The organism is Shewanella sp. SW32 (assembly GCF_025653365.1).
Classification (GTDB): Bacteria; Pseudomonadota; Gammaproteobacteria; order Enterobacterales; family Shewanellaceae; genus Shewanella; species Shewanella oncorhynchi.
On the sequence record NZ_JAKKSJ010000003.1, the window covers coordinates 131,451 to 152,837 of the forward strand.

Sequence of the window (21,387 nt, forward strand, 5' to 3'; positions counted from 1 at the left end):
ACGAAACAGCGAAATAGTAGGGTATAAAAAGGATCAATATATCCCGAATCTCAGCTTGCATCAGAGTGGCCAAAGGGTAATAAATCATTGGTTTATCATAAATGGGCAGTAATTGCTTACAGACAACTTGCGTCATAGGATAAAGACGCGAGCCAGTACCGCCCGCCAGTAAAATGCCTTTTCTCATTGAAATATTTAGGATTGATAAGCCATGTTGAAGTGCCAAGATTGTAGCATACAAAATGTCGCGAGCAGGAAGAACGGATAACAGGGCTGCTGGCTGTTAATGCAGGAAAAACAACGCAACAGAATATTAAACCGCAAAAGCCAATACCATTTTGGCCAGTAAGATTTCAATTCGTCTGTTACTTAATAAACATATAAGAAGACGCTAACCTATCTCAACCCTTACTACTTTCAGGGATCAGCATCTCAATACGTAACCCCTGATTAGGCGCTGAGAAGAGTGACACATTACCGTTCAGCTTTTGTGTGATCAGATTATAAATAATCGACATCCCCAAACCTGTTCCACCACTCTGCCTTGCGGTGGTGAAAAAAGGCTCGAATGCTTTGGCTTTCACTTCATCGGACATGCCTACGCCATTATCTTCATAAATCATCTTGATCTGCGAAGCCATTTTTTCAACCACTATCACAATTTGCTTATCACCGACAAAATCATCGGGAAAAGCATGACGAAAACTGTTCGCGACTAAGTTAGTGAAAATTTGTGCGATCGCACCGGGGTAAGAATCAATAAAAATATTATCGTCAAGTTCGACTTTTAAAGTGATATTTTTCTTACGCATCAAGGGTTTTAATGAACTAAATATCTGAAAAATATAATTCTTCAGATTAAAGCGCTCGCGTTCCAGTATCGATTGGTCTGCAGCAGTACGCTTAAAGTTATGCACCAGTTCTGCAGCACGGGAAAGATTACGCTCAATTAAGCATAAACCATCCTGCATTGTATTGATAAAGCTGACAAATTTATCCTCATCAAGCTCGTTTTTCTCAAAGAGTCCTTTCAATAGGGATAACTCATCCAAACAATGAGTCACTGATGTGACAGCTATGCCAAGGGGGGTGTTCACTTCATGGGCAACACCGGCGACTAAACTGCCTAAGGCCGCCATTTTTTCATTTTTAATTAAATGCTTTTGGGTTGATTTTAAGGTCGATAATGCCGTTTCAAGCTCCGCGGTGCGCAACTCAACTTGATGCTCAAGATCGGTATTAATGAGCTTGAGCTGTTGCTGATATTCAATGATCTCTTTAGCACTCATGGCTCGACCAAAAAGGTCGGCCAGTGCCGAGGCAAAGGCCTTCTCATCCCGAGTCCATTCCCTCGCCTCGCCCTGATGTTCAGAACAAATAATCCCCACCATTTTGCCGTGGTGACGAATAGGACTATCCAACAAAGAGCTGATCTGATTCGGTTTCAGATAGGTTTCGACAAATTCTTTAGTGGCGGGATCCGTTTGCGCCTTATTGGCGACAATTGTGCGCTCATTGTCGAGCAGGCTAAAGTAATGGGGAAACTGTGCGCGAGTGAGCACTAACGCTTCTTGTGGCTGCTGATTGTCGAGTGAATAATAACAAGCGATGCTCTGATTATCCGGACTCAACAACCAAATGCCCGCCCGAGAGATCAGTAATCCCTTACAAATTGAGCTCACGATAAGTTGTGATGCTTGAATGAGATCACCCTCATCAATAACCTGAGACTTACTGACATCAAATAAAATTCGATCAAGCATTCGGGTCATAGTGGCTCATCCGGAATATGAATATGTAGGGAGGCAAACACATCTAACAAATCAAGGCTGGCTTCACATAACACGGGATCAAACTGTTTACCCGATTGCGCTAAGATGTACTCGCGCACCGCCTCAACTGACCAAGCCTCTTTGTAACTTCGCTTGGAAAGCAAAGCATCAATCACATCAACAATCGCCATCAGGCGACCTTCAATCGGAATGTCTTCCTGCGATAGCCCACGGGGATAACCTTGCCCGTCCCAACGTTCATGGTGAGTATAAGCAATTCTAGCGCCCATTTTGGCAATAATGCGATTTGAGCCAACCAACAGGTTATACCCCTTCTCTGCGTGGGTTTGCATAATCGCCCATTCTTCGGCATCGAGTTTACCGGGCTTATGCAAAATACTCTCAGGGATACCGATTTTGCCTACATCATGAAGTGGCGCCGCATAACGAATGGTTTCGATAAAGTCTGCTTTCATACCAATGGCAATCGCGAGCATTTCTGTCATGCGGGCTACGCGGCGCACATGGGCTCCAGTCTCCTTACTGCGCTGCTCAATGGCATCTCCAATGATTAAAATTAGCTCCCTTTGTGTCTGCTGCACATTTTCGCGGCCCGATAAGTTCTCAAAGGTTAAGCTCACATTTGCCGCAAATAGCTCAAGAATACTGACTTGAAAATCCGTTAACTTAGTGTTGTGTTGTAAATATAAAATACTAGTGACATGACCACTAAGCTCATAAAATCCAACATAAATATTGTCACGGATCAGCGACGTTTTTAGCGCTATCGCTTCAATAATATGTTCCCGCACATCCCCTGGCAGAGTCTCAACGCTTCCACCTTCAAAGTAACTGATCATATCTCCCGTGGCGGCCAGCAGATTCATTTGAGTATCGAGGTAAAGGTCTTGATGATAACTCGTGAGATAAAGAGCCGAGCTTTCAAGATTGAGCAGCTGCAAGGTCTGTTCGAGCACTGCACTACCAAAGTTATGCAATGTATGGCTCTTAAGTACAGAGGTGGAAGCAGCAATCACTTTTTCCATCCCCTTTTGACTTTGCTCGATAATTTTTATATCGCGATAGGAGCGCAATGAGGTGTACACACAAGACTTAAGCCGAGCCGCGGTGAGCTCTGTTTTAGCTTTATAATCGTTAATGTCAAAATCCCGAATGACTTGCTCTTCAGGTGCTTGCCCCGGCTGACCCGTACGCAAAATAATGCGGGTACTGTGGTTATTTAATTCAGTGCGAATTTTTTGTACTAGCTCTAAACCTGCATGATCGGTTTCCATGACGACATCAATAAAGGCCAAGGCGATATCTGATTCAGTTTGAAATAATGTTAAACCTTCAGCAGCGCTGTAACAGGAGTAGAACTGCAAGACTCGATTATCTAAGGTCAGATTTTTTAACGCAAATCGAGTGACATCATGGATCCCAGGTTCATCATCAATAATGGCCACCTTCCAAATGCCTTGTTTAGGCTTATGGGATGTATCTTCGATAACATCAGCACTTTTCTTAAATAACGCCACAAAACCACCGTTTACGATGAATAGTTACGTTTTAGTATAGATTCAATCTTGAAAGTGACTAGTTTCAAAGGATAAATTATCATCCCATTAATTACCGCTTAGGACTAACAACTAACATACTGGCCACTTAAAACCCACACAAAAACAACTTAAGCTATTGTTATAAAAATAGAAATAGCAAAAGTTAGCCTATCCTAACCTTGGCGGGTATGATGAGTGCACTTGATGCATAATTCCCAAAATTTCTATTGGAGCTACTATGAAAAAATCACTATGTTACATCGCACTACTGGCTTTATTCACCACGGCTTGCTCAGAAGCACCAAAAGAAGAAACGGCAGTCAATACAGCCCAAGCACAAACAGAAGCGGCAAAATCAGTCCCAGTAGGTGATACCAGCCAGAACTCGCTCGATTGGGCAGGTAGTTATGAAGGCGTATTGCCTTGCGCCAGTTGTGAAGGAATGCAAACCCTAATCACTTTGCAAGCTGATAATAGCTTTGTTCAAGAAACAGTTTATTTAGGTAAAGATGAAAAGATTTTAAAACTGATGGGCAAAGTGACATGGGATGAACTGGGCCAGAAAATCACCCTAGAAGATGGTACACAATATTTGGTCGGTGAAAATCAGTTGATCATGTTAGACACTGAAGGCAAACGGATCACCGGCGAACTTGCTGCAAATTATGTGTTGAAAAAGAAAGGTCTATAAAAGCAGATCTGGCAGCTAGCACTCAGCTGCAGTTTTAGATTATGGATAACGGAACGCTGCACTGACCGTAAGAGCAAAGCCTCCGTACCGTTATCCATAAGTCACGCTGAAATGTTCTGCAATCGCAAAGCGACGTTCTAGAAGTTGTGAAGCTAAAAAAGGCGAAACAAACCTTCTTAACCAATAAAGAGGTTATTTTGAATAACAGCATACAACTGATCCGCTATCAAGATTGCCCATCAACACCATGGAAAAATGGTGGTGGAAGCACAAAACAGCTACTCATTTCCCCCATCAATACCGAACTTACTGAATTTGATTATCGGATCAGCATTGCAAGTATTAGCAGCAACGGACCTTTTTCATCATTTATTGGCATAGACAGGCAACTGGTCATTCTGAAAGGTGATGGTGTTGAACTCAGCATCAATAGTCATGAAAGGACAAAACAGATAAATGGCCTTGGAGCTGGAGAAAAGATATCAGGAAATACAGATACAACTGAGTATAAACGACTCACACCCACAGATAGCCCATTCTGCTTTACTGGTGAAACCTCAATAACAAGTCAATTATTAGGCAGTAATGTTATTGATTTCAATGTCATGACCAAACGCGGCGCATTTAAAGCGCATACGCAAAAACTTAGCTTTGATGACACATTTATCGAAGAACAGATTGCAACCTCAAACAACTATCCAAATGAACTGCAAAAAACTGAAGCTTACGTCCCTATCATCCAAATACTTTGCTGCTTAGATACCGTGACATGGGAGCACAATGGCCAGGTTATCAAGATCATGCCCTATGATATTCTCGTTTTCCAACAAGGGGATGGTATAAGGTTAAAATCAACAAGACCAAGTAGACTGCTTAAAATATCTATTACTGCCAATCCTCTATAACAGTATTTACAAGTTAATCTCCAATATTACTCAATTTGCGCGTTAAAATACCGAGCCACTATCCACTCGACAGTTTTTCTGAGCCCAGAATCGAAGGACTCTAATGGTTACCAACCAAGTTCTCGCTGGATCTTACTCGCATCAATAGCATAGCGCACATCATGCCCAGGTCTGTCTGTAACATGTTCTATCAAACCTCGAAAACCAACACCATTAATAACAAAAGCTTGCGGATGAGTGGGTACTAACTTTTCGAGTAAATCGCAAATTTGGTAAACAACCGCTAGATTGCTAAGCTCATTAGCCCCTCCAATATTATAGGTCTCCCCGACTCTGCCCTGTGTTATAACAAGAAACAAGGCACGCACATGATCATCAACATATAACCAATCACGTACTTGCTGACCATTACCATAGACAGGTAACGGTTTTCCGGCCAATGCATTATTGACCATCAAAGGGATCAATTTTTCAGGGTATTGAAAAGGCCCATAATTATTGGAGCAGTTAGTGATAACTATCGGTAAACCGTAGGTGCGATGCCATGCCCGAACAAGATGATCCGCCGATGCCTTGCTGGCTGAGTAAGGAGAGCTAGGATCATAGGCTGTAGTCTCAGAAAAGAATCCGGTAGCCCCTAATGAACCGTAAACCTCGTCGGTGGAAATATGATGGAATCTAAAAACTTTTCGCTTATCCGCATTCAAACTTTGGAAATAGCAGCGGCACGCCTCAAGCAATGTATAAGTGCCCACTATATTGGTTTGGATAAATTCAGCAGGCCCATCAATTGAGCGATCAACATGGCTTTCGGCCGCCAAATGCATCACCACATCTGGCCGATAATCCTGAAATACGGCATCTAATTTCACTCTATCGCAAATATCAGCCTGAATAAAATGATAGCGCTCACTATTGGCAATAGAGGCTAAGGACTCAAGATCACTGGCATAGGTCAACTTATCAAAATTGATCACGACGCACGTCGTTTGCCCTATCAGCATACGGACCAAGGCAGAACCGATAAAGCCAGCTCCTCCCGTAATCAGTATTCGCATATCACTCACCCAACAAAGTTAAAGGTTAGAAAACAAAAAGCCAGAAAGTATACAACTTTCTGGCTTGAAAATTCAGCATATTAAGATCTGAATGGACACTTAGCGCCATTAGTCTTTACAGACTCCAGCTCTAAGCTGTTCGGACTGCATCCGCTATATATTCTGCTTGAGTCTGCGTCATAATATTATCGGTAGATTCGACCATTACGCGAATAAGCGGCTCTGTACCGGATTTGCGCAACAATACACGCCCTTGGTCACCTAAGATCCCTTCGGCTTTAATCACAGCTTGCTGTACGCTGATTGTCGCTAAAATGCTGTCAGCATCAGCCGTGACCAAACGCACATTAATTAACACTTGAGGAAGTTTAGTCATGCCAGCTTTAATCTCAAACAAACTCTTCTGGGACTCTAATATAGCTTTAAGCACCTGTAAGGATGCAACAATGCCGTCTCCTGTTGAAGCATGTTGCAAGCTCAAAATATGTCCAGAACCCTCACCGCCAAGTTGCCAACCGGTATGCTTAAGTTGCTCAACAACATAGCGGTCGCTCACTTTCGCGCGAACAAAAGGGATATCCATCTGCTTAAGCGCAAGCTCTAAGCCAAGATTTGACATTAAGGTGCCACAGCCCAACCTAACTTCATGGTAAAATCAGGAGTAATAGGGAAGTGCCTACTTTGCCACGCACACCATCGGAGCCAAAATGCTTCCGAAATACAAAATTCTTTTAAAAAACTGAATAAAATTCAGCTTTAAAATCTAATTATCAGTCTTAAATAAGGTTTAATCACTACCAAATATATCACGGGTATATACTTTATCAGCGACGTCAGCCAGTTCCTTGGCCATACGATTAGACACAATCACATCAGCTTGGTCCTTAAATTCAGCAAGATCCGTAATAACTCTTGAGTGGAAAAACTCGGGCTCTTTTAAAACAGGTTCGTAAATAACAACTTCAACTCCCTTGGCCTTGATACGCTTCATGATGCCTTGAATACTAGAAGCCCTAAAATTATCAGAACCCGACTTCATGATAAGGCGATAAATACCCACTACTTTAGGGTCGCGACTTAAAATGGACTCAGCGATAAAGTCTTTACGCGTCGTATTAGAATCCACAATCGCACCAATAATGCTGTTAGGTACATCGGCATAATTAGCCCGTAATTGTTTTGTATCTTTAGGTAAACAATAACCACCATAACCAAAAGAGGGGTTATTGTAATGGCCGCCTATACGCGGGTCTAAACAGACTCCCTCAATAATCTGCCGTGAATCTAGCCCATGAGTCTCAGCATAGGTATCAAGTTCATTAAAATAAGCGACACGCATGGCAAGATAAGTATTGGAGAATAATTTAACGGCTTCAGCTTCAGTGGAGTCAGTAAATAACACTTGAATGTCTTTTTTAATCGCGCCCTGCACTAATAACTCAGCAAAAACCTTAGCACGTTCACTGCGCTCACCCACAATAATGCGCGAAGGATGTAAGTTGTCATAAAGCGCTCTTCCCTCACGCAAAAACTCTGGCGAAAAAAGGATATTATCACAGTTATATTTTTGCTTAACCTTGGCAGTAAAACCCACTGGTACAGTAGATTTGATCACCATCACGGCTTTAGGATTAACCGCTAACACATCTTGAATAACCGATTCGACAGAGGAAGTATTAAAATAATTAGTTTTAGGATCGTAATCCGTAGGAGTTGCAATTATGACAAAATCGGCGTTTTGATAAGCTAACTTTTTATCTAAGGTAGCGATTAAATCGAGTTTATGATGAGCTAAAAAATATTCAATTTCAGCATCCAGAATTGGCGACTGTTTACTATTAATCAATTCAACTTTTTCAGGAATCACATCAACAGCAACAACTTGGTGGTTCTGGGCTAATAAAATGGCATTAGAAAGACCAACATAGCCAGTGCCAGCAATAGCGATTTTCATTACTTATGTCCTAATGTGTGTAAGCAATGTCTAATCTGCTCACAAAAAATATCACTCAATATGTCGTCATTCCTGTGCAGGCTGAAATCCATTACAAATAGCCAAGAGTTACAATCATGCAGAGAAAATACAAACCATCAGGCGAATTACTACCATCAAGAATGGCGACAAAACAAGGCATTCTACGTACGCAAAGCGCGTTATAAATTTCGTCTTACAATTTAAATGGTTTAAATAATTAAAATGACATTTTTAACAAACTTAAATCCGGTAATAACTGCGATACCATGCCACAAACTCAGCCACGCCTTCTTTTACACCAACTTTAGGTTGATACCCTGTAACAGCAAATAAGTCTTGGGTATCCGCATAGGTTTGATAAACATCACCAGGCTGCATCTCGCGGAAGTTCTTTTTCGCTACAATACCTAATTCATCTTCAATGGCTTTAACAAAGTCCATTAAATTAATTGGCGAACCGTGACCGATGTTATACACCGCATAAGGCGCTGAGCTGCTAGCGGGAGTACCAGTTTCAACCGTCCAGTCATTATTGCGTTTAGGAATCACATCGCTGATACGCACCACACCTTCGACAATATCGTCTACATGGGTAAAATCGCGCCACATATCCCCATTGTTATTAATATCTATGGTTTCACCTTCTAAAATCTTCTTTGTGAAAATAAACGGCGCCATATCAGGGCGACCCCAAGAACCATAAACGGTGAAAAAACGTAAACCCGTGGTCGGAATATCGTAAAGATGAGAATAACTATGCGCCATCAACTCATTTGCCTTTTTGGTGGCAGCATATAAGGATACTGGGTGATCAACGCTGTCACAGGTGGCAAAAGGAGTTTTAGCGTTTAAGCCATATACAGAACTGGAAGAAGCATAAACTAGATGCTTCACTTTTGTTTGCCGGCAACCTTCTAGAATATTCAAATGACCCACTAAATTTGAATCAGCATAGGCATGCGGGTTTTCAATTGAATAACGCACGCCAGCTTGGGCGGCGAGATGAATCACTCGGTCAAAATTCTCTTTCTCAAAAATCGACGCCACGGCGGCGCGGTCTGCAATGTCTAAATGAATAAAGCGAAACAACGGATTTTCAATACCAGTTAACCTAGCTTTCTTTAAATTGATGTCGTAATAGTCGTTAATATTATCAATACCAATTACAACATGACCTTGCAGACAGAGACGCTGACAGACTGAACTACCAATAAATCCTGCGGCACCCGTAACTAAATACACCATACTAATACTCCGATAAATTTTTTTGATCTGGTTTAATAACTAAACGGTGGCCACATCCTTACCCCAGTCTCTCGTTAGAGTATGTGCCATTAGTTATACCGCTATTTACCTTTGGTAATCAGCTTAATCAACTTCGGGGTGATTTTCTTCTCGTCAAATTTATCAACCGCAATTTGATAGCTCGCATCACCCATTGATTTAATAAGGTCTGGCTGCAGAATAAAGCTTCTCATTGCTTTAACCAACGGTTCAACATTCCATTTCGGCACAAGAAAACCATTGTAACCATTTTGTACTGTTTCCCGGCAACCGGGAACGTCAGTGGTGATCACCGCCCGACCAATAGCCATAGCCTCTTGTGTTGAACGCGGCACGCCCTCTCGATATGATGGTAAAACAAACACATGTGCAGAACGTATCCGTTCGTGCACATCATTCACAAAACCAGGGTAAATAATTGTACCGTCATTAATAAATTCCTTTAATTGATGAAGCTTGATGCCGCCAGGGTTTTCTTCATCTAACCCACCTAACACTACAAATTCTGCATTAGGGTATTCAGATTTTATTTTTTTTGCAGCAGCAAGGTATTCGAAAATCCCTTTTTCTTTAAGTAACCGTGCCACAAATACAAATCGAATTTTATCTTTATCTAACTGAGGAACCTGATAAGGATAAGAAGCTAAATCTAAACCGATCGGACCAAAAACTTCGATTTTATTTTTATTGATAAATGCAAATTTATTTAAATCTTGAGGATCGTCAGGATTTAAAAACAGCACTTTATCAGCAAAGGCATAAGACAAGGTGGCAAGCGTGCCATGCACATACTGCAAGAGCTGACGGTTGAATGATAACCCAGTTTGAGAAGGAGTATGAATAAAACCTAACCCTTCGATCATAGCAATTTTATTTTTACAACCAGCAAACTTAGCCGCTAACGTCGCATACATAGATGGTTTGATAAAGAAACTAAAAACAGAGTCTATTTGATAATGACGAAAAAGTTTTCTTAATTGATATATTGTTGCCAAATCTTTTATTGGATTCAATCCAGCCCGTTCAAGGTCATAATCAATAGGGATAGCTCCTAATTCCTGAATCGCAGTTCGTGTATCCTGAGTATAGTCAACCGCAAAAGCATAAACAGTATGCCCATCATTAACTAAACTTTTTATTAAATCTTTACGAAAAATCAAATGCCCAGGAGAAGCATTTTGTGAAACAAGTGCAATATTCATGAATTAAACCAAACCTGATGATAGCCAGCGACCATCTTCTCTATACTAAAATTATCCACAATCCGCTCACGACAAGCTTTTTTTCTTGCTTGCCACAATTGTGAATTGTGTTGTTTTTCGTCCATCGCCTCTAATATCGCTTTGGCTAAAGCTTGAGGATCTTTCGGTGGCACAACCCAACCAGTTTCACCCACAATTACCGCTGCATCACCAACATCCGTGGTAACACAAGGCGTACTACAAGCCATGGCTTCATTTAATACATTAGGAAAAGCCTCGCTCGAAGATGATAAAATAAACAGGTCAAACCCATTCATGACTGATGGAATATCCTGTCTACGACCGAGTAATAAAATACATTCACCGCAAGTGTTTTCGTTTATTAATCGCTTTAACACGTCATTGCCATCAGTCAAATCATTACCTACCAGAGCGACTTTTACACGATCTTTAAAGTCACTTAATAATCCGATCGATTGAATCAAGTTAGAATAATCTTTAAAAGGATGAAAACGTCCAACATGTCCAATTAAAAACTGTTCATTCGCGATGGCAATTTCTTTCCGAAAAGTCAAGCCTGAATATGAATTAGGCATGAATTGATCAATATTATAACCATTTGGTACAACATGCCCTATCTTAGAATCAAACCCAATCGACTCTTGTACTTGGCGAGATTTTTCTGCGCAATAAATAATACGGCGAGGAATAAATGATGAAATTAAGGCATTTAGTTTTGCGATTATCATCGTGGATAACTTTGATTCCCCTCTTACCAAAGTGGTATGGTGCACTCCCCATACAACATTTTTCACTCGAGCAAGCCTTGAGATTATCCCACCGATTAAATCAGCATGGTACATCCAAGTCTGTACTGCATTCGGTTTAAGTTGGCGTAGTAATTTATACAATTTAACTAAGGCCATCAAATGTATACTGCCTGCGGGCATATTCAAACAATAAACCTTAACACCAATCTCTTCCAGTAAAGGACCATATTTCCCTTTATCCATCAAAGAAATTACAACATGTTCATTATCTCTATCGAAATCGCACAGACGATATAACACAGCTTCTGCGCCACCATCACTTAAACCGGTAATAATATGTAGTATTTTTTTCATAAATAAGAAAAGTTAAAGTATATAAAAATGTTACAGCTGGAATAAAGAAATCACCAATAGTCCAGCCACCCAAAATAGAAACAATGAAAACCGTTATTTTTGTAATATAGTCCAGAGAGCTTTTAAACAACAAAAAACATAAATACCCTAAAAATAAACATAAAGGTAAAATGCCACTTTGTGCTGCAATAGATGTAAATGCGGAGTCGCTAATCCAATTAGTATTAGTCAAACCCCAAAATAAGCTTTCAGGTAACGATGCTAAAAGCTTTTCTAATACAGCTCCTGTAGTATTCTCCCTTCCAGAAAATGAGGCATCTGCTTTTATAGTAAAAGCTCGATTAACGATTCTTCCAACACTTGAATCTAACAGCCATACAAAGGCAAGCATAACAAAAGGTAATAAAGAGATTAAGGAAAAAAATGTTTTTCTTGATAATCTGAGACTCCAAAAACTGCAAGACTTTATTAATGACACAAATAACATTAAAATAAAAAGGACAATAGCAGTACGTGATCCTGTCAAGATAATATAAAAAAAAGTCAAAAACAAAAAGGTGAAATCTTTTCTGACTAAAGAAAAATAAAACATCAAGAAAATACCAACAGATGCGGAACTTAAAGCTGACCCCCATAAAACCCTTGTTCGTAGGACATCAAATCGCATATCACCATAATTATTGATGAAGTCAGAATAATAGCTAAATGACACCATATTTAACTTTGTCAAAATCTCAAAAAAAGAAACTGCCAAGAGAAATAAAACAATTAACTTTAAGAAGCAATCAAAAATAACTTTCATGCATTCTTTTTTTATACTTCGGCAGACTATAACGTAAGTAAAGAACACAAAAACCGGAATAAAAATCAAACCGTTTATATTACCCCTCTTTAAAAAAAACATTAATACCAGAGAAAGCAATGATAACCCATAAAATATTATATGCTGTTTTAACTTCTTATCAATGATAAGTGAATACATATAAATCACAAACACTAAGAGTACAGGGAAATAAAAAACCTTTGATATGAATGAAAAAAAATCTGTAAAAGAAATAAACACTAAAAAAAATAAGAGAACGTACCTATTTAAATAGAGCTTACTATATTCAGCACTTATGCTTATAATATTAAACATGTGGTATAATTAATAGTGATAAATAAATTTTAATAACATTATTTCTTAAGTAGCGACTTGCTGAGAATTGTACTGATTTACTATCTATAGGCTTGTTCAAAAATGTCCTACATGTTGTCTCTAACGCGCTTACAGATTGATAATCAACCAAATACCCATTAACCCCTTCTTGAATAATTTCTCTTGGGCCACTCGGACAATCAAACGCGATCACAGGTGTACCTAACGTGATGGATTCTATCAATACATTAGGAAAGCCTTCATACAGCGAGGTGAGTAATGTCAATTTGGCATGTAAATAGTAAGGAATCATATCCGCTTGAAAGCCCTCAAAATCAACCCTATCGGCTACACCCAAATCTATAGCACATTGCTTTAATGATTGCTCCAAACTGCCTTGGCCAACAATTTTTAGCCGTAGGCTTGGAAAATCATTAGCAATACCAGCAAAACCTTCAATAGCGTAATGAAACGCTTTTTGCTTTTCTAACCTGCCAACACAAAGTAGGTAATCTCGCTTTACCACTTGGGTTAGATCATGAGTTTTTGCGTAGTCTTCGACATGCTTAGAGACAGGGTTATAAATCACACTGGTTTTATCTGCCAAGTGCGGAAATACAGAAACTAGGTCGTCACGCATTGCTTGGCACTGGTTAATTATATGATCAGCTTTACCATAAAAGTGATTAATTAACGGCTTAACAATATAGCGCTGCCAGCTGCCTTGTGGCTTCGCAGTGTTTTGTGAAAAGGTATTAATGTTTCGAGCTATAATTTTGGTTTTAAGACGAAATACACTACGTAACATGACCGCAATTACCGCTAGCTCGTAATTAAACACCAACAGTTTTGCGGGTTTGTGCTTACGGATATAGCGCAGTAAAGGTAAAGGCACATTACGGGCATGGTTAACCCCCAGCACGACTAAATTTACTTTAGGGCTAACACGCTCTAGGTAAGCCGCATTATTGGTGTGCAATACCACCAAATTAACCTGCCAGCCATTATCCGCTAAGCCGTTAGCAACGCTGACACATACACCTTCAGCACCACCGCCGGCGAGAGAGCTGATGAGTAGGGTTATTTTTTTGCTTACTACATCCATCGCTCTCTCCACATTTCGAACATTAATAAAAACCAAATCTGATTAACATTGACATCTGCACCCGCGAGATATTTATCACGTAGGTGTGCAACATAAAATGTATTGAATATACCGGCGCTCTCTATTCGATCATTACTGAGATAAAATAGAATATATTCTTTCAATTCAGATTTAAACCAATCAAAAATAGGTACACCAAAACCCATTTTAGGTCTATCCATGATGTCTTTAGGTATGTACTTGTGTGTGATTTCTTTAAGTAAATGTTTTTTTGATCCATTTTTAATTTTCATACTAGGATCGAGCCTAGCAACAAAATCAATAATATTAATATCTAATAATGGTTCTCTACCCTCTAAACCCACAGACATTGTAGCTCTATCTACTTTAGTTAAAATATCATCTAATTGGTAAGTTTTATAATCAATAGCAAGTATATTATCTAACCAATTTTGGTTTATTTCCGCGTCAAATTCTGTTTTTACTTTATTATACTTATTAACTAATAAGATATCTAAATCTATATCAGTAAAAGTTTGTGAGCCTATTTTTAAAAGGCCTTTCTCATTTTGTTCAAGCATTAGCGAAAATCGCTTTAAGCGAACGTCAGCATTATACATACCAAACTTTTTAGCAGTAGCGTGTAAAACGTCACTATTTAAACCAGTTTTAAGAAGGGGATATAATACTGAGGGGATTTGAGCAAACTTTATTTTTTTATTTTCAATACTAGTGTATTTGTCATAACCAGCAAAAATTTCATCACCACCGTCTGCACTAAGAGAAACAGTAACATCCTTTCTAGCTAACTGACTAACTAAGGTAGTAGGAATAGCAGAAGCATCACCAAAAGGCTCATCCCATATTTCTGGCAACTTAGGTAAAATAGCTAAAGCGTCTTTTTGCGTACAATAGTATTCGGTATGGTCTGTACCTAAGTGATCAGCTACTTTTTTAGCATGATGTGCTTCATTATATTTTGGCTCATGAAAACCAATGGAGAATGTTTTCAGTTTTTCAGTGCGCTCTGACTGTAATAATGCTGTAACTGCGGAAGAATCATATCCACCGCTCAAAAACATGCCCACAGCAACATCTGCAACCATGCGGTATTCACAAGCAAATTTTAATAGTCGCTCGGTTTCATCCATGGCTTCTTGTTCAGAGATATCAAGCTTGGGTTGGTTATAACAGTCTATAACGTCCCAATACTTATCTATTCTTAATGTTGAATTTTTGATGTTGAATGTAAGTGCATGACCTGCTTGCAGCTTGTGGGTGTGATTAAAAATCGTATGCGGTTGCGGGATATAACCATATTGCAAAAACAAAGCAAGGCCATCGTGGTTAAGTTCCTTTACAAAGGCAGGATGCTCGTGAAAACTTTTTAGCTCGCTCGCGAACATGAGCAATCCGTCTTTATGATACCAGTACAACGGTTTAACGCCTGCACGATCACGAATCAAAGTTAGAGTTTCTTGCTGGCTATCAAAAATTGCTATCGCAAACATACCGTTAAAACGATGTACAGCTTCGATACCCCATTTATGGTAAGCCTTTAAAATCACCTCAGTATCAGAGTGAGATTCAAAGCTATATCCATGCTTCTCTAGCTCTACACGGATTTCTTTAAAGTTATAAACCTCGCCATTATAAATCATAGCTAAATGATTAAAAGACATAGGCTGATGGCCATGGTTTGATAAATCTAAGATGGACAGACGTCGATGCCCTAGACCAACCTGAGTGCTATCTACCTGTTCAAAAAAATAACCACCATCATCTGGACCACGGTGATATAGGATATCAGTCATTTTTTTTAAATCAACAATACTTGACTGTCTTCTAGAATCAAGCAAGCCTGCTATTCCACACATCTAATTTTCTCTCTAAATGACGATTTATTACTAGTCAAAATTTATAGGGCTTTCAATTTTGGGCGAATTAACACGATTGAAATTCAAACTTTGCATGCCATTACCATATTGTAATATTTTGCACTCACATCAGTAGTACTTTGTGCTTTGTGCTTTTTTCTTTCTTTATATTTTTATATTTACAACAAGTTATATTTCGCCAATTGCATATGTCGCCTCCCACTCAGCCCCCATATTAATCTTGCGCATCGCTTATAAACTTGTATATAATTCTCAACAAAAATTCATAGAACATTGAATTAAAAAACTTAGAAATGCTAAATTAGCTGATTTATATCATCAATAGGCATACAATTCTATTAATAATTATTTTTCATTAATATTGCCAAAGTCTTTAAACTCATTTCTCATAGGATGACTACTATTAAATCTCATATTTATTCTATCAACGACACGAGATAACTCATAAATCCAGCGATTGAAATTAAAAAAAACTTTTGGCATTTCAATGTTTTTTAATATATCCATTGAGTTTTGGCAGCTTTCATTAGTAAACGAATCAACACAGTTATTATGCCTTTCTTTTAATTCCTTTCTACAAATTTTCGATCCATTTACAAAATCATAAATAATATCTTCAACATTTAAAAGCGGCAGATCCAATCCTTTCAAGTTATACTCATATTGCCATACATCGCAAAAGTAACCGTATGTTTTAGGTTCTATCATATTCTCTATACCAGTAATACAAGGAACGCCTAATGATGACGCTTGAATAATTGCCGTGCCACTACCTATAAATAAATCATAGCTCGACACGGTTAAATCAAACTTTGAATAGTCTAAAGTGCCTTTTAAAACAATTTTATCTTGTAAGTTGGCTTTATTTATCTTTTCTTGTATTTGCTGTTTTAATGGCCCGTCGCCATAGATAGCAAATCTAACATCAATTCCTTTATCTATTAGCTTTTTAACAACATCTACCATATAAAAATTATAGGTTTTAAATTCAACCAAACGCCCAACAGCTGCAATTTTAAGTGGCGTTACTAAATCCTTTTTAAGTATTACATTCTTTTTGTCAATAACACCTAGTCTAAATGTTTTTGATTTTTCAAATTTTTGTTGCTTATGCTTAAGATATAGGTCGCGATTACCTTCAGAGAAGAAAAGTAATGATTCATCAGGAAGATAGTTAAATACAAAATTTCTATTTACTTTCTCATGCCAAGCAACTTTATTTCCACCCCACAAGTATTTTATATAGTGATAAAAACCAACTGTAATTGGGAGGTTTTTCTCTAATTGTTGAGCTAGTCGACTCCCAAGCAATGCATGCATGCCATCAGAAACGTGAATCTGGTCAATCTCTCTTAACTTATCTAAGAATATTTTCTGTTTTATAGGCATAAGAAGTGGGAGTCGCTCACAAAATAACGAAGGGCCATAAAAGATATCATTAGAAAAGATTACATTTGCATATTTTTTCATCTCACCAAGTAATTCTTGATTACTTTGTTCAGGTTTAGCGAGTAATAAAATTGAGGTTGATAAGTTTTTGTTAAACCGTTCTTTTGCCATTCTTAAAAAAAAAGTTTCAATACCACCAACTGGTAATGCTCCGTAAATGAATAGCATGTCATGCGCCCTTAATAATATTTTTCATTTCAGAAACGATCATTTTAACCCTATTAAAATAAACAACTAAAACTGATAACAGTAGTAGAAACCAAGCAATGAATAAATAATCGAAACGAGATTCACTAAGCACCATTAATACAGTTAGCGTTATATAGCAAATAACTACGCTATAAATTTTAACTCTTGGAAAACTCCACCAAAGCTTTGCCGTTGCTTCTGTTCTAACAACAAAATAAGTAAAAAAAGCTAACAATGTTGCTATGGCTGCACCAGATGCACCTAAATCAGGTATTAACATGTAATTTAATATTGCATTGACAACAAATGCGCATATTGAGGCAAGCATAGAAAACGAAGAACGACGGGTTATACCAATACCAACACCTGTTGTTTCTGATAGCATTATAAAAAGTGGCATAGCAATACAGGCGACAATTAAGTATTCGATAGCAGAATATTCTGGTGGTAAAAAATAAACCAACACAAAAGAAAATACACCTGCTAATGACCAAATTAAACATACTGCAAGTAACATACACTCAATTACATTTAATACTTTAGATTTATCTATTCCATTCTTTACCCACTTGTAAAAAACAGGATGCCATAGGTTTGAAAATATTACCGATAAAACTGATACCACCCCAGCAAGTGCAACCGCAAGGGCATAAACACCTAATTCTTCAAACCCAGAGTAACTACGAAGGAAAAATCGATCCATGGTTGTTAAACCCCAGTATGCAATACCACCAGCAACAAGTGGCAAACTAAAGGTTAGCATTCGATGCATTAACTCACGATTAAGCGGTTTTTTTATAGCGGGTAACCACGTTGTTCTTGTTAACCATGCAAAAATACTAACCGAGCTTGCAACGGCAAGTACATTCATTAACATCAGTGTTTGAAATTCAGCACGTAAATTGAGTAAAAATATAAAACCGATAAATATAAGTAAAAATAGCTTAGGCAGAATTTGGGTTGCTGAAAAAACTAAGCCTCGCTCTTCCATACGTACTACATGTGCAAAAAAATTAATCAAGTAGCTGCAGTAGATGCCAATAACAAGGAACCATGAAAGTAAACTTGAATCGATATTAAACAATAGTTTTGATATTGACCAAGGTGAAAACAATAACAACGCTAAAAATGCTGTTAAAACAATAAGGCCAGGCAACACCGCATGCTTTAACAATGCGGCTTTGTCATTCTCTTCATTGTATTCACGTACATAGGCTTGATGCATGGCTAGGCTGAATAATGACACGCTTAAACTTAGCGCTACTTGTAACATGGTTAAACGGCCGACATCTTCAACACTGAAAAACCACGCTACAAAAGGTAACGTGATTAAACTTAATGCCGCAGCTCCGATTGGACCTATCGAGAACTGTACAATATTTTTAACATTCAAAATATTAAACTCTTTATATAACTTTGATTAATGAAATTACTAATATTTAAAGAGTTTTAACAAAGTTAAAAATCATATTGCAAACATAATCAACCTGCTCATCAGTCAACTCATAAAACAACGGTAGCCTAATTAGGGTATCTGTAAATCTGTCAGAATTTGGTAAATCACTTCCTCTATATTTAGATAAATAATATTCACTTTGATGTAATGATAAATAGTGAAAAACAGCATGTATGCCATTATCTTTCAAGAATTGAATTAACGCGCTACGCTGCTCAAGGCTTTCACACACCAAATAAAACATATGTGCATTATTGGTCGAATAAACTGCAACTGACGGTAACTCAATACCTGAACCAGTTAACACTTGGCTTAATCTGCCATAATATCGCTGCCAAATTGCTTTACGTTTCTCTTGAATGGCATCAATACTCTCAAGCTGAGCATTAAGATAAGCAGCAATAATATCTGACGGTAAAAAAGATGAACCAATATCTACCCAGCCATATTTAGCCACTTCACCGCGAAAAAATGAAGATCGATTAGTACCCTTTTCACGGATAATTTCAGCACGATGAATATATTGCTCATCATTGATAACTAGTAAACCACCTTCACCTGCAATAATATTTTTAGTTTCATGAAAGGAGAAAGTCCCAAACGTACCGATACTACCAAGCGGTTTACCCTTGTAATAGCTATCAATAGCTTGGGCTGCATCTTCTACTACAGGGATGTTATGTTGTTTGGAAATCGCCATTATTGCATCCATATCACAGGCAATACCAGCATAATGAACTACTACAATAGCTTTTGTCTTCGGTGTGATTAACTTAGCTATTTGTACAGGATCAATATTGGGATGGTCAGGATAACTATCGGCGAATATGATATTCGCGCCACGTAAAGCGAATGCGTTTACAGTAGAAACAAAAGTATATGAAGGCGCAATCACCTCATCGCCTGGCTGAATATCTAGTAGGATCGCGGCCATTTCCAAGGCATCGGTGCATGAAGTGGTCATCAACACTTTTTTAAAACCATAACGCTGTTCAAAAAAATCATGACATTTTTTGGTAAACACACCGTCACCTGAAATCTTTCCTGATGCAACAGCTTGGGCAATGTAAACTAATTCTTTACCATGCAGGTATGGTTTATTGAACGGAATCATTTTTTAAATACTCTTGAAAGTGGATAAGTAAATTCTTGCTTCTATTTTTTACTCTTTTGGCGGGCACACCAAAATATACTCCCCAAGGATCTGTTGGTTTATTCACTAAACTCATAGCACCAACTGAACAACCTTCTTTAATATCACATCCTGGCAATATTATTGAACCAGCCCCAATTATTACATGTTTACCGATATAAACAGCTTGAAAAATTTCAGACTTATACATTTTGGGGATAGTTGAATTTGTCATTGTTTCCCCAGTATAATCATCACTTTGCGACATAATATGGCAACCATAGGCTACAGTTGAATAGTCGTCTATATAAACACCAGGTACACCGCCAGCAATGTTACAGTAGACGGTGATATGTATATTTTTACCGATAACTATTCGACCGGATAATACACAAAAATCATCGATTCTTGAGTTACTCCCAATTTCAATTAACTCTGGGTTGTAAATAACACACTTATCGCTAATTTTTACATTATTACCAATATATTTGAAACCAATCGAATTGATTTGTTCCTCTGTTAAAAATGCCATTCGCAAAATCCTTTATTACAAAAGTGATAACAAATATTGTCCATAGCTATTCTTGAACATTAGATTTGCAGTTTTTTCTACTTGTTCATGAGTTAGCCATTTATTACGCCAGGCAATCTCCTCTAAACAGGCAATTTTATAGCCTTGGCGTTTTTCGATAGTTTCTACGAAAGAAGCTGCATCATGTAGGCTTTCATAAGTACCAGTATCGAGCCAAGCAAAACCACGACCTAATAACTCAACATTCAACTCACCCATTTGAAGAAAGGCTTGATTAATACTAGTGATTTCTAATTCACCACGTTCTGAGGGTTTAACTTTTTTAGCAATATCAATTACTCGATTGTCATAAAAATATAACCCAGTTACCGCGAAATTAGATTTTGGGGTAATAGGTTTCTCTTCTATGCTAATGGCCTTCTGATTTCGATCGAACTCCACCACACCAAAACGCTCAGGATCTTTGACTTGGTAACCAAAAACCGTAGCACCTACTTGGCGCTCTGCTGCCCGCTTTAAAATTGGCGAAAAACCTTGTCCCCAAAAAATGTTATCCCCAAGAGCTAAACACACGCTATGGTTACCAATAAACTCTTCACCAATAATAAACGCTTGTGCTAAACCATCCGGGCTTGCTTGAACTGCATATTGCAGATTAATACCAAAGTCGCTACCGTTTCCAAGAAGGCGTTGAAATGATGATTGGTCCTCTGGCGTGGTAATAATTAAAATATCCCGAATTCCCGCAAGCATAAGTACAGAAATTGGATAGTAAATCATTGGTTTATCGTAAACAGGCAATAACTGCTTTGATACCCCCTTAGTAATAGGGTACAAACGAGTGCCAGAACCACCTGCGAGGATAATTCCTTTCATATTAAAATTAGTTCCTAAATCGGCCTTAGGTTTAAAGAAAAA

At 38.2% G+C, this 21,387-nt stretch carries 17 protein-coding genes and 2 pseudogenes; 2 read left to right on the forward strand and 17 right to left on the reverse strand.

Annotated elements, in window-relative coordinates:
* Nucleotides 1-19: 19 nt before the first annotated feature.
* The 3 genes and pseudogenes from L5M28_RS02645 to L5M28_RS02655 all read right to left on the reverse strand — a co-directional run.
* Nucleotides 20-187, reverse strand: a pseudogene (locus L5M28_RS02645) (sugar phosphate nucleotidyltransferase); the annotation flags it as partial.
* 214 nt (nt 188-401) lie between these two features.
* Entirely contained in the window at nt 402-1,772 is a 1,371-nt protein-coding gene (locus L5M28_RS02650; RefSeq protein ID WP_263202370.1) for a GAF domain-containing sensor histidine kinase, read from the reverse strand.
* Nucleotides 1,769-3,310: a DUF3369 domain-containing protein gene (locus tag L5M28_RS02655; RefSeq protein WP_263139279.1), complete on the reverse strand. Its 1,542-nt coding sequence runs from the start codon at nt 3,308-3,310 to the stop codon at nt 1,769-1,771. Before L5M28_RS02655 ends, L5M28_RS02650 begins: the two co-directional genes overlap by 4 nt.
* 259 nt (nt 3,311-3,569) lie before the next feature.
* On the opposite strand from L5M28_RS02655, the gene L5M28_RS02660 reads away from it, so the two are divergent.
* Entirely contained in the window at nt 3,570-4,022 is a 453-nt protein-coding gene (locus tag L5M28_RS02660; RefSeq protein ID WP_113940966.1) for a copper resistance protein NlpE, read from the forward strand.
* Nucleotides 4,023-4,168: 146 nt separating this feature from the next.
* Nucleotides 4,169-4,927 carry a HutD family protein gene (locus L5M28_RS02665; RefSeq protein WP_411569165.1) on the forward strand — a complete coding sequence of 253 codons (759 nt, stop codon included), beginning with the start codon at nt 4,169-4,171 and terminating at the stop codon, nt 4,925-4,927.
* A 107-nt stretch (nt 4,928-5,034) separates the two neighbouring features.
* On the opposite strand, the gene rfbB is transcribed toward L5M28_RS02665, so the two are convergent.
* The 14 genes and pseudogenes from rfbB to rfbA form a co-directional block, all read right to left on the reverse strand.
* Nucleotides 5,035-5,985: a dTDP-glucose 4,6-dehydratase gene (rfbB, locus tag L5M28_RS02670; RefSeq protein ID WP_263202372.1), complete on the reverse strand. Its 951-nt coding sequence runs from the start codon at nt 5,983-5,985 to the stop codon at nt 5,035-5,037.
* A 130-nt stretch (nt 5,986-6,115) separates the two neighbouring features.
* Nucleotides 6,116-6,613: pseudogene (glmM, locus tag L5M28_RS02675) on the reverse strand (phosphoglucosamine mutase); the annotation flags it as partial.
* A 159-nt stretch (nt 6,614-6,772) separates the two neighbouring features.
* The gene (locus L5M28_RS02680) at nt 6,773-7,939 is read right to left on the reverse strand and encodes a nucleotide sugar dehydrogenase (protein ID WP_263202373.1); all 1,167 of its coding nucleotides are present in this window, start codon (nt 7,937-7,939) and stop codon (nt 6,773-6,775) included.
* A 261-nt stretch (nt 7,940-8,200) separates the two neighbouring features.
* Nucleotides 8,201-9,205: an NAD-dependent epimerase gene (locus L5M28_RS02685; RefSeq protein WP_263202376.1), complete on the reverse strand. Its 1,005-nt coding sequence runs from the start codon at nt 9,203-9,205 to the stop codon at nt 8,201-8,203.
* A gap of 101 nt (nt 9,206-9,306) precedes the next feature.
* On the reverse strand, nt 9,307-10,446 hold the full coding sequence (locus L5M28_RS02690) for a glycosyltransferase family 4 protein (protein ID WP_263202377.1): 1,140 nt from the start codon (nt 10,444-10,446) through the stop codon (nt 9,307-9,309).
* Nucleotides 10,443-11,570: a glycosyltransferase family 4 protein gene (locus L5M28_RS02695; RefSeq protein ID WP_263202378.1), complete on the reverse strand. Its 1,128-nt coding sequence runs from the start codon at nt 11,568-11,570 to the stop codon at nt 10,443-10,445. Before L5M28_RS02695 ends, L5M28_RS02690 begins: the two co-directional genes overlap by 4 nt.
* On the reverse strand, nt 11,533-12,372 hold the full coding sequence (locus tag L5M28_RS02700; RefSeq protein WP_263202379.1) for a hypothetical protein: 840 nt from the start codon (nt 12,370-12,372) through the stop codon (nt 11,533-11,535). Before L5M28_RS02700 ends, L5M28_RS02695 begins: the two co-directional genes overlap by 38 nt.
* A gap of 328 nt (nt 12,373-12,700) precedes the next feature.
* The gene (locus tag L5M28_RS02705) at nt 12,701-13,813 is read right to left on the reverse strand and encodes a glycosyltransferase (RefSeq protein WP_263202380.1); all 1,113 of its coding nucleotides are present in this window, start codon (nt 13,811-13,813) and stop codon (nt 12,701-12,703) included.
* Nucleotides 13,804-15,690, reverse strand: coding sequence for an asparagine synthase (glutamine-hydrolyzing) (gene asnB, locus L5M28_RS02710; RefSeq protein ID WP_263202381.1), 1,887 nt, complete (start codon nt 15,688-15,690; stop codon nt 13,804-13,806). Before asnB ends, L5M28_RS02705 begins: the two co-directional genes overlap by 10 nt.
* A 366-nt stretch (nt 15,691-16,056) precedes the next feature.
* Nucleotides 16,057-17,328 carry a glycosyltransferase gene (locus L5M28_RS02715; protein WP_263202382.1) on the reverse strand — a complete coding sequence of 424 codons (1,272 nt, stop codon included), beginning with the start codon at nt 17,326-17,328 and terminating at the stop codon, nt 16,057-16,059.
* A gap of 1 nt (nt 17,329) precedes the next feature.
* Nucleotides 17,330-18,742: a lipopolysaccharide biosynthesis protein gene (locus L5M28_RS02720; protein ID WP_263202383.1), complete on the reverse strand. Its 1,413-nt coding sequence runs from the start codon at nt 18,740-18,742 to the stop codon at nt 17,330-17,332.
* Between the two features lie 46 nt (nt 18,743-18,788).
* Nucleotides 18,789-19,919: a dTDP-4-amino-4,6-dideoxygalactose transaminase gene (gene rffA, locus L5M28_RS02725; protein WP_263202384.1), complete on the reverse strand. Its 1,131-nt coding sequence runs from the start codon at nt 19,917-19,919 to the stop codon at nt 18,789-18,791.
* Nucleotides 19,903-20,469: an acyltransferase gene (locus tag L5M28_RS02730; RefSeq protein ID WP_263202385.1), complete on the reverse strand. Its 567-nt coding sequence runs from the start codon at nt 20,467-20,469 to the stop codon at nt 19,903-19,905. Before L5M28_RS02730 ends, rffA begins: the two co-directional genes overlap by 17 nt.
* Nucleotides 20,470-20,484: 15 nt before the next feature.
* Nucleotides 20,485-21,345 carry a glucose-1-phosphate thymidylyltransferase RfbA gene (rfbA, locus tag L5M28_RS02735; protein WP_263202387.1) on the reverse strand — a complete coding sequence of 287 codons (861 nt, stop codon included), beginning with the start codon at nt 21,343-21,345 and terminating at the stop codon, nt 20,485-20,487.
* Nucleotides 21,346-21,387 lie beyond the last annotated feature (42 nt).

Bases quoted from the DNA above. Each gene is read 5' to 3' on its own strand.
- L5M28_RS02730 (WP_263202385.1), bottom strand. From the start codon at position 20,469: ATGGCATTTTTAACAGAGGAACAAATCAATTCGATTGGTTTCAAATAT.
- L5M28_RS02695 (WP_263202378.1), bottom strand. From the start codon at position 11,570: ATGAAAAAAATACTACATATTATTACCGGTTTAAGTGATGGTGGCGCA.
- asnB (WP_263202381.1), bottom strand. From the start codon at position 15,690: ATGTGTGGAATAGCAGGCTTGCTTGATTCTAGAAGACAGTCAAGTATT.
- L5M28_RS02715 (WP_263202382.1), bottom strand. From the start codon at position 17,328: ATGCTATTCATTTACGGAGCATTACCAGTTGGTGGTATTGAAACTTTT.
- rffA (WP_263202384.1), bottom strand. From the start codon at position 19,919: ATGATTCCGTTCAATAAACCATACCTGCATGGTAAAGAATTAGTTTAC.
- rfbB (WP_263202372.1), bottom strand. From the start codon at position 5,985: ATGCGAATACTGATTACGGGAGGAGCTGGCTTTATCGGTTCTGCCTTG.
- L5M28_RS02690 (WP_263202377.1), bottom strand. From the start codon at position 10,446: ATGAATATTGCACTTGTTTCACAAAATGCTTCTCCTGGGCATTTGATT.
- rfbA (WP_263202387.1), bottom strand. From the start codon at position 21,345: ATGAAAGGAATTATCCTCGCAGGTGGTTCTGGCACTCGTTTGTACCCT.
- L5M28_RS02680 (WP_263202373.1), bottom strand. From the start codon at position 7,939: ATGAAAATCGCTATTGCTGGCACTGGCTATGTTGGTCTTTCTAATGCC.
- L5M28_RS02705 (WP_263202380.1), bottom strand. From the start codon at position 13,813: ATGGATGTAGTAAGCAAAAAAATAACCCTACTCATCAGCTCTCTCGCC.
- L5M28_RS02685 (WP_263202376.1), bottom strand. From the start codon at position 9,205: ATGGTGTATTTAGTTACGGGTGCCGCAGGATTTATTGGTAGTTCAGTC.
- L5M28_RS02660 (WP_113940966.1), top strand. From the start codon at position 3,570: ATGAAAAAATCACTATGTTACATCGCACTACTGGCTTTATTCACCACG.
- L5M28_RS02650 (WP_263202370.1), bottom strand. From the start codon at position 1,772: ATGACCCGAATGCTTGATCGAATTTTATTTGATGTCAGTAAGTCTCAG.
- L5M28_RS02700 (WP_263202379.1), bottom strand. From the start codon at position 12,372: ATGAAAGTTATTTTTGATTGCTTCTTAAAGTTAATTGTTTTATTTCTC.